At 31.2% G+C, this 14,830-nt stretch carries 13 protein-coding genes; all 13 read right to left on the minus strand.

The genetic code is table 4. The annotated features are described in order from the left end of the window. Window positions 1-1,098 (minus strand): aminopeptidase P family protein, encoded by a 1,098-nt coding sequence (locus QPK10_RS00105; protein WP_368486017.1) that lies wholly within the window; start codon window positions 1,096-1,098, stop codon window positions 1-3. 72 nt (window positions 1,099-1,170) lie between these two features. Further along, window positions 1,171-2,958 carry a 1-deoxy-D-xylulose-5-phosphate synthase gene (locus QPK10_RS00110; protein WP_368486018.1) on the minus strand — a complete coding sequence of 596 codons (1,788 nt, stop codon included), beginning with the start codon at window positions 2,956-2,958 and terminating at the stop codon, window positions 1,171-1,173. A gap of 20 nt (window positions 2,959-2,978) precedes the next feature. Continuing rightward, a complete protein-coding gene (locus QPK10_RS00115; protein WP_368486019.1) occupies window positions 2,979-3,650 on the minus strand; it encodes a hypothetical protein in 672 nt (223 codons plus the stop codon). Next, window positions 3,650-3,871, minus strand: coding sequence for an exodeoxyribonuclease VII small subunit (xseB, locus tag QPK10_RS00120; RefSeq protein WP_047791361.1), 222 nt, complete (start codon window positions 3,869-3,871; stop codon window positions 3,650-3,652). The genes QPK10_RS00115 and xseB overlap by 1 nt, the downstream gene beginning before the upstream one ends. Continuing rightward, window positions 3,871-5,151: an exodeoxyribonuclease VII large subunit gene (gene xseA, locus QPK10_RS00125; RefSeq protein ID WP_368486020.1), complete on the minus strand. Its 1,281-nt coding sequence runs from the start codon at window positions 5,149-5,151 to the stop codon at window positions 3,871-3,873. The genes xseB and xseA overlap by 1 nt, the downstream gene beginning before the upstream one ends. A 134-nt stretch (window positions 5,152-5,285) precedes the next feature. Next, entirely contained in the window at window positions 5,286-7,583 is a 2,298-nt protein-coding gene (locus QPK10_RS00130; RefSeq protein WP_368486021.1) for a lipoprotein, read from the minus strand. Between the two features lie 173 nt (window positions 7,584-7,756). After that, the gene (locus tag QPK10_RS00135; protein ID WP_368486022.1) at window positions 7,757-8,137 is read right to left on the minus strand and encodes a transcription antitermination factor NusB; all 381 of its coding nucleotides are present in this window, start codon (window positions 8,135-8,137) and stop codon (window positions 7,757-7,759) included. 12 nt (window positions 8,138-8,149) lie between these two features. Continuing rightward, window positions 8,150-8,806 (minus strand): hypothetical protein, encoded by a 657-nt coding sequence (locus tag QPK10_RS00140; RefSeq protein ID WP_368486023.1) that lies wholly within the window; start codon window positions 8,804-8,806, stop codon window positions 8,150-8,152. A gap of 120 nt (window positions 8,807-8,926) precedes the next feature. Next, the gene (locus tag QPK10_RS00145) at window positions 8,927-9,379 is read right to left on the minus strand and encodes a hypothetical protein (protein WP_368486024.1); all 453 of its coding nucleotides are present in this window, start codon (window positions 9,377-9,379) and stop codon (window positions 8,927-8,929) included. Between the two features lie 155 nt (window positions 9,380-9,534). Continuing rightward, on the minus strand, window positions 9,535-11,244 hold the full coding sequence (locus QPK10_RS00150) for a hypothetical protein (RefSeq protein WP_368486025.1): 1,710 nt from the start codon (window positions 11,242-11,244) through the stop codon (window positions 9,535-9,537). Between the two features lie 184 nt (window positions 11,245-11,428). Next, on the minus strand, window positions 11,429-12,028 hold the full coding sequence (locus tag QPK10_RS00155) for a hypothetical protein (RefSeq protein WP_368486026.1): 600 nt from the start codon (window positions 12,026-12,028) through the stop codon (window positions 11,429-11,431). A 48-nt stretch (window positions 12,029-12,076) separates the two neighbouring features. Further along, entirely contained in the window at window positions 12,077-13,687 is a 1,611-nt protein-coding gene (locus QPK10_RS00160) for a hypothetical protein (protein ID WP_368486027.1), read from the minus strand. A 206-nt stretch (window positions 13,688-13,893) separates the two neighbouring features. Next, on the minus strand, window positions 13,894-14,667 hold the full coding sequence (locus QPK10_RS00165; protein WP_368486028.1) for a hypothetical protein: 774 nt from the start codon (window positions 14,665-14,667) through the stop codon (window positions 13,894-13,896). Window positions 14,668-14,830: the final 163 nt, after the last annotated feature.

A 14,830-nucleotide genomic window follows, 5' to 3' on the forward strand; every position in this document is an offset into this window, starting at 1 on the left:
TTAAACTAAAATTAATTCTCGCTGTGCTTCGGTTAAGAGCTGATGACCATCTTCGGTAACTAGAATATCATCTTCAATCCGCACCCCACCCAGGTCGGGAATGTAAATCCCTGGTTCCACAGTAATTACCATTCCTGGTTTTAGGGGAACATTACAAAATGGTGACACCCGGGGAAACTCATGGACTTCAATTCCTAGCCCATGACCAGTTGAATGGGTAAAATATTCACCATAACCTTTTGCAATAATATAATTACGACAAATATCATCAATTTCTTTGGTAGTTACCCCTGGTTTAACAGCGGCAATTCCTAATTTTTGGGCTTGATAAACAATATCATAAATTTCTAGCATTTTTGCACTAGGTTGTCCTAAACCAATTGTGCGAGTGGTATCTGAACAATATCCTTGGTAAATACAACCAAAATCAATTGTGACTAATTCATTATTATTAATAACTTTGTCGGAAGCTTTCCCATGGGGTAATGCTCCACGGATTCCCGAAGCAACAATTGTTTCAAAACTAGGTTGTTCAGCCCCCATTTCAATAAAGGTGTTTAAAATAATTTGTTCAACTTCCCGTTCAGTCATCCCCACCTTAATTTTTTTAATAACATTGGCAATGGCTGCGTCCCCAATTGCACAGGCTTTTTTGATTAAGTTAACTTCCTCATTATCTTTAATTGTTCGTAATTCTGTAAAATCAACGGGTTTTAAAGTAACATCCCCTAACGCTTTATCAATCATTTGGTAGTGACTATAAACTAAAAAATCACTTTCAAAAGCAAGGTTTTTAACCTGGTGTTTGTGAAGAACTTCACTTAGGGTTCCAAAAAAACCATTAGCATTATTGGTTACCATTAGTTCGACTCGGGACACATTTTTGGCATGTTCTTTTCCCGCTGTGATATAACGACCATCTAAAAATAAAATCGACTCATCTTTAGTATATAATAAGTACCCTTCCGAAGAAGCAAATTTAGAAAACCATAAGCGGTTAACGGGAGAATGAAATAAAATTGCTTCAACATTGTGCTGCGTTAAATACTTATTTAAAATTGCATTGCGATCTAATTTAATATTGATAAATTTTTGCATTGTTCCTACTCCTTTATTCTTATTCATATTACCTTAATTAAACCTTAATTATAAAATAAAGCAACCAGATTGTTAAAGATTTCCGAAATTTTCTTTGATCACATCCCCAGGATGCAACGGATTTTTAGTTAATAAACCATGTTCATAAGCATAATGTTTAATATTTCTTAAGTCAAGATTAGGAAAGGCATTAATAATATTACTAAATAAACCTCCTTGTTTAACAACCTCTTCATAAATAATAATTTGCTGATACTGGTGGGCAATTATTTCTTGCATCATCTTTTCATCAATTGGATTTATAAAACGAGCATTAACTAGGTTAACTTTGGCTGTTAATTGGTGATTAATAATCAACTTTTTAAAATGTTCAACATTATTCCCATAGGTGATAATAAGATACTGTGCGGTTGGAGAAGATAAGTAATATTCTCATTCCCCAATCGTAAACGGAGCAGGATTATCATTGTAAGTAATTCCCATTTTCGGATAGCGAATAAAAAATGGGTCGCGGTCATTAGCTAATGCTAACTGTAACATTTGGTTAAAATCCGTATCATTAGCTGGTTGCGCAATAATGGCAAAACCCCCCATACTATTTAAAAAACTAATATCATAGACCCCATGGTGACTTACCCCATCCGCTAAACTTAAACTAGCGCGGTCAATTAGAAAAATTACCGGTAAGTGGTTGCGAACAACATCATGTAAAATTTCATCATAAGCTCGTTGTAAAAATGTTGAATACATGCTAACAATAACTTTGTGGTGGTCAAGGGCAAACCCGCTGGCTAACGTAACCCCGTGTTCTTCAGCAATCCCCACATCAATACAATAATCTTTATTTTCATTCATAAACTCTTCTAAATATAAAGAAGATTGCATCGCTGCGGAAATTAAGTAAAATTTTTGGTTCCGAAAAACTTTTTGGAGATGGTGAGCCACATAATAGCTTCATTCACTTTCTGGTTTGGTGACTAAACTATAAGAATGACAACTTTCTGAACTAGTTGGATTTTCTTCTGGATAGCCCTTTCCTTTTTTGGTATTAACATGGACCAGAACACTTCCCTTTGTTTTTTTGGCATTTTTTAACGCCCGGGTTAACTTCCGAAAGTTATGACCATCAATTTTTCCAATATAGTCTAAATTAAAACCAGCAAATAGCCCGGGGATGGCAAAGCGGTGGATTAATTTTTCAACTAGTAAATGGCATAAATATAGTAAGGTAAAAGGTGGAATATAACGCGTAACCTTTGAAATTTTTGCCATCATTTTATAAAACCAACTAGCACGAAATTTACTAATTGTGGTATGTAAAATACTAATGTTTTTAGAAATACTCATTTCATTATCATTTAAAATAATAATAACTTTGTTGGCAATTGTTCCTAAGTGATTTAACGCTTCAAAAGTTAAGCCATTAGTAAATGCGGCATCCCCAATAATACAAACAACGTTTTGATACTGGGGGTTATAACTATAAGCAATGGCAGTTGATAATGCCGTTCCCGCATGGCCATTGGCTAGATAATCATACTTACTTTCCTGGGGTGATTGAAAAGCACTGAGACCGTGCGGCAAGCGAATTGTGCTAAATTGTTCCTTGCGATCAGTTAAAATTTTATAAGGATATGTTTGGTGACCAGTATCAAATAAAATTAAATCATTATTATCAATATCAAATGATTTTAATAAGCTAATGGTTAATTCAACGGTTCCTAAGTTACTTGCTAAGTGACCACCATTTTTCTTGACAGTTGTAATAATGGTGGTGCGTAAATCTTCCGCAAGTTCAGATAGTTCTTTGGTGCGTAAAGTTTTCAAATCATAATGATTATGATAATCTTTTAATTTCATTTCCTTCTTATCCTTTCTAATTAATATTTCTGCAAAAAATAATTATTATATTGAATAAAATAATTAAAATAAACGGGGGTAATATCAGCAATGGCATAATGACACTGGGAAGTTACTAATAATTTAACTTTATAAACTTCAACATTTTTAGTATCATTTAACATTTTTTTAATAACATTTAAATTAATTAGCATTACTAATAAATACCCATATTCATAATACAGTTCCCCCTGGGGATGATCTAAAAAGGGCTGGTAAAAAACATTGGCAATTTCGGCATATAAAAGATGATATGGATAATATGGTTTTACCCGGTGGTGATGATGATCAATTGTGGTAAACAATTCTGTTTCATAATTAATATTTAAACGGTGAAGAATAAGCTGTTCTGCTAATTTATTAATTGCTTGTAAAATTTCTTTGCCCTGCTTTTGGACCTTTTGACGTTTAATATAATGCATATGATAGTAGATTAAAATTAGCTTAATCAGAATAATACTATCAAAATAATCTTTCTCAACTCGATTATTTAACCGCAATAAATAAACATAATTCTTAATGATAATATCTTTCCTATCAAAAGTTGTAAAATATTTAAAAACTGCCCGATTTAAATTTAATTCTAATAGTTTTTTAATAATTTTACGATTGTTTCTTTTAACTCACCCTTGGTGTTCAAAAATTTGCCCCATTATTCGTCGTCAACTTTAAAATCTGTTGTTTTATTATCATTAACAATTTTAGTCACTTTATCTTTGATATCTTGCAGCTTAATTTCTGCTTGTTTTGTCAACTGAATTCCGGTTTCAAAAGCATTAATTGCCTGATCGATTGGTAATTCATTTTTTTCTAATTCATTAACAATGTTTTTTAATTCTGTTAAAATGTCTTCAAATGATTTTTTAGGTTCCATTATTTCCCCTCCTCTTTAATATCAGTAACTTGTGAATAAACAAGCCCATCACTTAACCTTGTTATTATTTTATCATTATTCTGAACTTGCGATGTTGATAATAAAATCTTTTGCTTACTATCATATGTCACACTATAACCCCGGGTTAAAGTTTTTAAGGGGCTTAATAAATCTAACTTAGCAATTAAATTATTTTTGTGGTGCGTCAAGGTTAGTAAAGAATTTTGAATGATTGTTAATAGTTGCTGATAATAATAACTAACTTGGTTAAGATTATAATTAATAAAATTATCAGTGATTTGGTTAAACTTATGTCTTAAAACTTGGTAATTATGAAATCGTTTTTCATATAAGGCCTGGGGAGTTGTTAGCCAGTAGTTATTTTTTAAATTATTTAAAGTAACTTGGTAATTATCAACTTTATTTTTAATTAAAGTAATTAAAGTTTTATACTGTTGGTGCAGATAAGTTAGTAATTCCTTTTGGTCAGGAGTTGCTAACTCAGCGGCGGCGGTTGGGGTTGGTGCGCGTAAATCAGCAACAAAATCAGCAATTGTAAAATCAATTTCATGGCCAACCGAAGAAATTATTGGGATTGGACATTGGTAAATTGCCTCGGCTACTTCAAATTCATTGAAAGCTCACAAATCTTCAATACTTCCCCCACCGCGACCAACAATCAAAGTATCCAATGGCACGTTAAAATTTTGGGCTGCTGTAATTTTTGCTTTAATGTCATATTTAGCCTCTTTTCCCTGTACTAAACAAGGGAACAAATAAATATTAGTTTGGGGAAAACGGCGATGAATAGTGGTAATAATATCACGAATGGCAGCACCAGTTGGAGCAGTAATAACCCCAATATTACGGGGAAATTTAGGAATTGGTTTTTTAATTGCCTGGGCAAACCACCCTTTTTGTTCTAAGGTCTGTTTTAATTGTTCATATTGTAAAAATAAATCACCAATCCCATCTAAGCTAATATTGACAACTTGCAAACTATATGTTCCTTGTGGTTCGTATAGTTTGACCGTTCCAATGGCAATAATTTTTAACCCTTCTTTTAACTTAAATTTTAGATTTTTAGCATTAAAAGAAAACATAATTGCTCGGAGTTGGGACTTTTCATCCTTAATTGTAAAATAAATATGACCTGAAGAATGATTGGTAATGTTGGAAATCTCACCCTGGACAGAAATATTAACTAAATTATGATCTTGTTCTATAATATTCTTGATATAAGCATTAATTTCAGAAACTTTAAAAATATTACTTGCCATGATTCTCACCTTACATTTTCTCTAATCATTATATATTTTTTTTCTTTAAATTATAATTATTTAGATGGTTTTTCAATAATTTTAATAAAAAAGAATATTATTAAGCATTTAATAATATTCTTTTAATTAGTCTTTTAATAATAACGTCTATTATTATAATATCAAGCAAAATCACCAAGACGATAACCATTTTGGTTTTGATTATCTCGATCAGGATAATTTTTAATTAATCGGGCTTCATTATCAAACTCTACCACATAACTATATTTGATCTGTTCACTATTATTTAAATACTGATTGCCATCCCCATCATATGCTTGCCAATCTGTTGTTGTTCATCGTTGACCAACAGGGGGCGCATTATATTTATTTTTTGTTAGATCTCATAAGGGGTTATATTGTTTTGACCAGTCAGAAATTTTGGCATATGCAGCTTCAGTATAATCAATTGATGCTGTATGATGGTTTAAATCAACCGACTGGTCTTTAGGACCATAATAATCTAATTGGTAACGGACACCAACTAAACTACCATTATCATCAACTATTTTTCCTAATTTTTTACCATCGACCCCAGTTCCTTCCGCAGTAATATTTCATTTTTTATCTAAAAAAATATTATCGAACCAATCATTAGCCATTGTTTGATTAACATTTTTCACTAATTTCCCTAAAAATCCGGTATCAAAACTAGTAGTTTCACTAATAAATTGATGCATTAAATCAGCATCAGAATTAGTTTGATCACCATGGGCTCAAATATTTAGCATTTCTAAAAATGACCCAGGATGATACTTATTTTCGCTTGGTAAAAATCCTAATTCGTTTAAGACAAATTGTCCATATTTACTATGCGGATTAACTTGTCCTAAATTAACTTGATAATCTGCCATTGTTGGTCCTTCATTATATACCTTTTCTATATGTTGAACATTTTCTTGGTTAATAACAAAATCATGGGTTGTATCATCCCACCGGTAAAACCAATTAGCAAGACTACCAATCCCTCTTAACAATTTATACAAATCAAAGCCCGGTTCTTTTAGCATTTGGGTAACTATCCGTAATAATCCACTGGCTTCCGTTGCTAGCGGTAATTTTTTAAAGATTTCAGAATTTTGAAATTGTTGTAATTCTTGATAGATTCCTAACGACATTGTTGCATTAAAATTTTGCTCATTAAAATTAGGTCCTAGGGTGCTCAGAGCCTTTGTAAACCACTGATTTAAAATTGCATATCATTTAATAAAAAAATCTTGATTAGTGATTAAAGCTAGTGATTGTTTTTGTTGATCTCCTGGTTTCAAAAAATAACGATAAATTTCTCCTTGAATTTGTTTTAACAAATTATATAGATTTACATTCTGAGGATGGCCACTATTATCCTGATATTGCACTTTTAAAGTATTAATTAAGTTTTCACCAAAGATTTTTGCGAGCGGACTAGTACTGTTAATTGTTGGTTCGGATGAATCGAGATGATACCAATCTTTAATAGCAAAAATACTCATTACTGCTAAGGGAGCAGCTAAAATTAATCCTAAACTTTTTTCTCCCGCCTGGTCAGTTTTTACCACCGGTAATAATTTAGTAAGATTATATAATGCTGGTAACTCAGCACCAACACCAAAACTGTTTAAACCAGTCATTGCTAAATTAAAATATTGAGTCCCAAATAAATCATATAAACTAGAAGTTTGGTTAGCGATTGCTTGACCATACTTAACTGTTTCTTGGTCTTTATTTTTATCAAAATAAGTAAGGTTATTAGGGGTTGGTGGACTACCAACAGCATTATCAAAAACTAAATTTGAAACACCGGGACTTTCGGGATCTCCATAATAATAAAATCAATCTTTGGTATTCTGAATATAATTAGTAATTGTTTTTGAATGTTGCGATAAAATATTGGCATATGCCCCAGTATCATACAATGCCCAAGCAGTGTTGGGATTGGCAACCACACTATCAGCAGTTCAATTGTCAACATTTCATTTTGAAAAATCATCCATCTGTACCATGGTACTCATAATATTATAACGATTATTTTCACCATAATAATCAGGGCCATGGTTAGGTCTTCAAAACATGTTATTTAGTTTCTTATATTCAGTAACATAATCATTAATTTTAACTTGTTGACCGCTCTTTGTTGTAAAAGTACCTTGTAAGTTACTTGTTAAACTATTTAAAAAATATTGTAACGCTGGAAAAGCATAGGTGTTCATATTTTCATGGCGAGCAGCAATTAAAATTTTTGCAATGCTACTTGTATATTTAATTTCATTGCGGATTACAGGATCAATCTTATTTAATTCACTATCAAAATATCCTGTCCTTGTATTTGCTTTTTGATTTTTACAAGCGATTACACTTATAGTTGAAGTTGTTAATAAACTTGCCACACTAAAAATGGACAATAACTTTTTCATTTTTATATGTCTCCTTTTATATCTTTCTTGGGCCTTAAAAATGATTATATTTAAAAAAAAAAAAAAAAGTGATAAGATAAATAACTAAATTTCAAAAATTTGGGGAGAAATCCAAAAATAACCATTAATTAAATAACTAAACTATAACATAATAAAAAAACCTGCTAGCGGTTTTATACTTGGTCAAGAACTTTATTAAGATAACTATAATCTTCATCTTCCCCATATTTTTTAACAATTTCCAAGGCTTCATTAATGACAATTGCCCGGGAAGTGTGTAATTCTTTAATTTCATAGACACTATATACTAAGACAGCTTTATGATAATTACTTAACCGTTCAAATACTCACCCTGGTTTTAAGTTATGGCTAATATCCGCGATAATTTGGTCTAAATGGTCAAGAATTTCAATAACTTTGTTAATTTCCGCTTCAGTACGAACACTTTGGGAAAAATCAAATGCTTCCTGTTTTGTTTGACTAATTGTATTATTTAACACAAAATGTCGATATAATAAATTAATAATATCAATCCGAATTTCACGTTGAGTCATTACTAGCTCCTTCTATATAAAATGATATAAACTATATCAAAAATGACGATCATATTTTTTATTAACAGCATTGGCATGGGCGGTCAACTGGTGATGTAAATATAAGATACTCTCATCTGATATTTTATCATAAGTTTGCTCATCAATTTGCTCAATTTGTTGAATCACATCAAACCACGAATGGTTGGTTAAATTTAAGTGCCGAATGTTATGATTCTGTCCCCAATTATTAAAAGTTAATTCATAATGAGTATCAATAATTAAAAAGTTAATTGTGCAAACGGCCAAGAATTGTTTGGCGTTTAATAATTTTAAAACCCGGTTAATCATAAATTGTTGAGTAACAATTGGTGAGGTAATTGTTTTATTATTAAAATTTCAATATGGTTGGTGAATGTCAACTGTTAAGGGGGCTGTTAACTTTTTATACTTCAGAAAATATAAATTTTTGCGGGTTAAAACAATCCGGTCAAAAAAATAAGTTAAATGGTATTTTTCATCATAAAACGCTACATTTTTAAAATACCATAAATAATTAACTTGTTGTAAATATTTTTTCATAACCCGATCAAGTGGCGAATAGTTTTGCCTGCGAAACTCTTCTTTTCATGTGAGCGGTGGCAATGATAATTTTGTTCGAATCTTAGTTAATTTTTTTGTTGCTTTCAAAGACCATCATTGCTCCTGTTCATGTAAATTACTTTCTTATGGTAATTATATCAAAAAAGACCCCTAACTTAAATCCTCCTGGTTTCAGAATTCGCAAAGAAAAAAGGTTCTGTGAACCTATTATTTATCATTTTTACGAATAATTTTAAAAAGTGGTTTTTTCTTTTGGGAAAATTCAGCTTCTTCTTCATCTAATAAGCGTTGCAATAAATCATCATTATACTCACGGGTTAATTCTTCTTGGACCGGAAAACTTTGATCAACTACTCTAATATGGGTATTATTAACAATTAAGGGATGATCAATCTCACTAGCCGGAATAATATTAACATCAGTTGAATGTAAGTATAATAATTTACCTTCTAACTTAACATTTGATAATAACAAACATTCATTTTTTTTGACCAAAAAATCCCCTAGTTGATCTTCTGTATAAATTGGATATGCTAAATAATTATGATTAGTTTCTTGGTTATTAAATAATAATTTACTTTTGCTTCCCCGATGAATTGAAATAATTTGACCATTTTTTAAAACATATAAATAACCATTTTTAATTTCACTCTGTTCCAATGTCAGCCCCCCAAATTCACTTTAATTATACCTAATTTTTTAAAAAAGTATAAAAAAATATCATAATTTTTCTTGAAAGTTCTTGAAAATTTATCTTAAATCTACCAAGATTTTGCACAAAAATTAAAAAAGCACTGCTTGGCAATAACTTTTTGTTATTTTTTAGCACGTGCTTCTTGGGTTAATTTTGCTTGAGTTCGTAAGGAAGTGATTAATAAATCACGATTTTCCTTAATTTCTTCGCGGATTCGTAATAAATCTTGAAATTCTTTTTGTTTTTTAATAAAATCTTCAATATTAGCTTTGGTTGTTTTATTTTTTAGCAATTGCTTATTTAATAACCGAATTTCAATATGTTGTTTCTGGTTTAATAACATAACATGACGACGCAAGATTGCTGTGGATTCATCCCGGTTTGCTAAAATTCGTTCTTGCAATTCGGGATCAGTTGTTTTAATTGCTTTTGATAAATTGATTGCCCGGTTAAAATCCGCTAGTTCTTGGGATAGTTGCCGGTTATAACCTTGTTCATATTGCATCTTAACATTCATTAAATATTGTGTCATCCGTTGTTCATAAGCTAAGCGTTGATCAAGATTTGGTTTTTTAGTTTCATCAAATTGATGATTATAATTAGCTTTTTTATAGCGGTCTTTCGCAATTTGGGCTTGTTCATGTTCTCATTCCTCATCCACTGAGGGTGACAAGATTTGATCATCATTACTAATTTCTGCAAATTGATTTTTTGAACGGTTATTTTTAGCCGCTAATTGCTGGCGTAAAGAATTTAACTGTTCTTGCTCCTCGGGAGTAAGCTTTTGGAATTTCCCTTTTGTTTCTAAACGTAAAATAACACGTTCTTCAATTGATAAATCATCGGTTTCACTACGAATAATTTTAACTGGGGTTGGTTTGGGTGGGGTTGGTGCTTTGGGCAAGAATTCCCCCGGGGCCAACTCGGATTTCTTTTGGGTAATTAAGCGAACCAGAATTTCTTCATCATTTTTTTCAATTTCAATTTTTTCATCGGGATTAATAACAAAATCAACCACAGATAATCCGTTTCGTTTAATTTGGGTAATTTGTTCAGAAAAAACTGGGCGTAATTCTCTTTTGATTTCTGTTGTTTCTTCTAACTCATGGCGACGAATAATTGGTTTTTTAACTGGTTCATTTGATAAAGGAACATTAGAATTTAACTTGTTTTTAACACTGCTAGTATCAAGACTACTTCATGATGAGTAAACATCACCTGGTTTCAAAATTTCATTATCATCAACTGGTGGTTTAATTAGATTAACTGGTTTTTTATTTGCAATTGGTTTAGCAGTAGTTTTTTCAAGAGCAGTTGGTTTAACTGCTTTTGGTGTTTTAACTTTTGGTTGTGCTGTTTTTGTTTTTTTGACCGTTGCTTTTTTGTTGGCGGCTGGTTTTGCTGGTGAAGTTTTGGGAGTTGGTGCTTTAGTTTTTGGTGCTGCTTTTGGTTTAGCAGCTTTTTGTACAACTGGCTTTGTAACTACTGGTTCAGCAGCTGGTGTTGCAGCAGGTGGGTCTGATTTTTCAGTTAGTTCTCGATAATCACGATTAATGAACTGACTTTTATTACGTGCCTTTTCCCAATGACTTTTATCATTTAAACGAATTACCCCCGGTTTTTTAACACTACCAACTTCTTGTTGATATTGTTTTAATAAAGCTTTATACTCTTCACTGTCCTTGTCCATTTGTCCTAATAAAACTTTAATTGTTGATGGTGTGATTTTTTTCTCGACTAATTCATCAGTGTTCCGATCTGGATTAATAATATTTCCATAACTAACTCTTGATGTTACAATTGATTCTTCATTCATCTTGTCTTTTGCCATTTGTTTTACCCCTATCTTGAATATCTGCCTATTCTGTATGTCTCCATATAATTATATAAAATTTTCAAAACTTTTTAAATACTTTTTAATAAAAACTTGATTTTTAAGATATTTTATTTATAATATTATTTTATAATTTTTTAATTCATAATTGTGAAAATAAAAGGATGATAAATTATCCCTGTTACCATTTTGATTTTGGGCCTTTGCGATGGCGAACCCGAATTTTTTTTATTTTCGGGGGTTTATTAACAACTACTGGTGATGGGGGAACTGGGGGACGATTATACATTTGATGTTCATCATATAAGGAACGCGCAATTTCCCGCATTAAGACTGTCCCATAGTTATCATTATTACCATGTTCATCAGCAATTTTTGCTAAATCAATTTGTGGTGTGGTTTTTAATTCATCATCAATCTTTACATCAGCATTTAACATTTTTTTGTTTACTTTTGGTAATTTTCCGGCTGTTTTCGTTAACTGTTCTAAATATTCAGCACGCTTAGCTAATTCTTGTAAGCGAAATTGTTGAATTTGGTGTAATTTTGCTTGCTGCGATAATTTGGAAGAATGCAATTTTTTATCTTCCGCTTTTTTTAACGCTAGTAATAACTCCCGTTGGGTTTGCTCATCCATTTGTTTTGCTCATAATTCTTTTTCTTTTGCTCATTCTAAAGCAACTCCCGGACGTTTTGTTGGATCAATATCACTCGAAGTAATTACTTCGTCAAAATATTTACTAATTAATGTTTGTGTATCTTCATCATGGGGATGTTTCATCCTAGTCAACTCCTTTGCTGACCAAGGCTATGTTAATAAGAGTTTATTTTAGTCTTGGTTTTTGTTTTCATATTTTGCTACTAAAATTTGTGGCAATGGGTGGTCAACTGGTGGTTTTTTATGTTTTCGACTTAATTTTTTTTGTAACTTTTGTTCTTTTTTGATATTTTTACTAATTAATTTTTCTTTATATTGTTTTTCTGCTAAAATTGATGCTCTGCGTCGTTCGATTGCTTTTAACTCATTAGGATGATAACCAGCCGTTGTATATTTAATGGCGGTTAAATCAAACTCTAAATTTGGACGTTTAGATTCATCGTAATAATTAATACCATAATCTTTTAATTTTTTACGAGATTGTAAAATTAATTTTTCCTCAGCAACGGTTTGCTTTTTATTTTGGAGTTTAGTATCAATTTTAGCGCTCGCCTTTTTTTCATTTTCCTCGCTAAGGTTAAAAAAATTTTCACCATATTTTAATTTTTTAAGATTTGGTCGCTTTTTAGGATCAATATCAGAAATATAAATTTCTTCTTTTAAAACTTTTTTTCGTTTTGGTTTAGTTTTTTTAACAGGTTCTGGTTGTTCATCATTCACGATGGGCGCTGGTTTTACCACGACCGGTCGTGAAGACGGCTTTGGTTGGGGTGGTGTTTTTGGTTCAACAACCTTTGCTGACTGTGCTAAGGGATTAATCTGACTAGTAATATCCGTTGGCAAAAAGAATTCTGTTGATAATAACTTAACAACTGGTTGTTCATCAGGAATATAATTTTTAATAACTTTGTCACCAACATTAACTTTACGACCTAACCCTCATTCTTGCACGGAATTTTTTAAGCGTTTGCGGTGTTGCAAAATATGGTCCGGATTTTTGCGTGGTTTGGGTTTATTAATTGCTTGTTTTTTGGCGACCGAGTCCATATATTTTTTTCATTCCCCAGCATTTGAGTTTCGTTTTGATAATAAATTTAATTGTGATTTACTTAAGTTTAACTGGTCGCGAATTTCTTCAATTGATTTTGGTTTAGTATTTTGCACTTTTGTTAAGTCATTTTCCGGGCGATAGCCTTCTCGGGGAGCATTATTATATAAATTAGCTCCTGATTCTTTACTATTACGACGTTTTAGTAATTCTAATTGGGTTTTATTTAACCCTCATGTTCGTGAATTTTCTTTTACTTTTTCATTAAATAACTGCAACTTGTTTTCTTCGTTAGTTTCAATAATTTCATCCGCTAAAATTAAATCGTCATTATTAGGTCCCCGTTGGACATCACGTTGACTTAGTAATTTTTTTTGTGTGGCGTTTAACCCTAATTCCGAAGGACTATTAATAACAACTGGTTCTTCTTTTTCAACATTATTAATTGTGTTATTTTTTCAAAGCTCCGCTGGTGAAGTATTTCGCTTATCTAAGAGTGTTTTTTGGGTTGCGGATAATCCTAAGATATCACTGTTAAAAGGATTATTTTTTGCTTTCGCAACAGCTTTCGGCGCCGAATCTTGCTCTTCACTACGATAGCCTTTAATTTCCCGGTTAGGAAATAATTCTTTAGGATCTGTTAATTCCCGTTTTTTTAATAATTCTAGTTGTGTGCGGTTAAGTCCTAAATTATTATTAGGTCCTTTTTTCCCCTTTGTCTTTGAATTACTCATCTGTGCTGCCCCCATTGACCATTTTAATTCATTCTTTTAAATTATATCATTTTTTGATTGATTTTAGTATAAAAACTTGTATAATATATTGCTATTATTTATTAATTGATAGCCTTACTTAAATGATTAATATAAGTATACTCCTATTTTTAGTAAATTATCATCATTTAGCAAGATAAAAATAAAAAAGTAAATGTAAATTTACTTTAGTCTTCTTCTTCATAATTATTCAATAACTTTTTGGGTTTGCGAGGAACTGCTGGCTGACGGGTACGAGAATTTCGTAAATTACTTAAATAATTTAAACCAGTGGCAAGAGCAATAATTCCCACAAATAATGCGCCCACTCCTAAAATGACTAATGGGTAACCAACCACCCGGGGGTCTAATTGTTCATATGGAAATGGGGTAAATACTTCCTGATTTTGTGGCGGAAATGATATTAGCATTACAGCTCTTAACAAAACATAAAATAAATAAATTGCTAAGTGGATCATGTTATACCAACTATATTTTTTAAAATAATCTTTGCTATTAATGATGGGGGTAGCAAAAATAAAATAAAACCCAATAATTAACAACGGGGTCACCATATGTTCAATGACAGATTTGATAATCTTATACCAAGTATTAAACCCGACAACATTACTTGAAACTAATAAAGTTACATTATATAAAATAAAAGCTAAAACATTTAAAGCGGTAACTCGCGTTAAATTATTTTTTCCAGTAATTCAACTTGGCATATTTTTAGTGTGGATATTAATTCAATTAAGCAAACCATATGTAAATGTTGCTAATGAAATTCACACAGATAAGTAAATCGACTGGTTAATGATCGAAAAATCAAAATTAGTTGTATAATCACCATATTGGGGATCTGGTTGGATAGTTGAAAAAATTAAATCTAAGAAAACACATAACAGCGGAACAATTGTAAATCAGACATAGAAAGCATATTTAAGATAACTTTTTTTCATTTGCCTACTCCTAAACTTTTGTAATATCAGAAATGATATTAATTTTATTTTAAATATTAGTGCACAATATTATCTTAATTTTCCGCTTAATAATTTTTACATCGCTATTTTTTCATAGTCTTATCAATAACATTACCAACAGACTAAGTTAATTATACAAAAA

Origin of the sequence: Spiroplasma sp. DGKH1 (genome assembly GCF_040940205.1) — a bacterium.
Classification (GTDB): domain Bacteria; phylum Bacillota_I; class Bacilli_A; order Mycoplasmatales; family Mycoplasmataceae; genus Spiroplasma.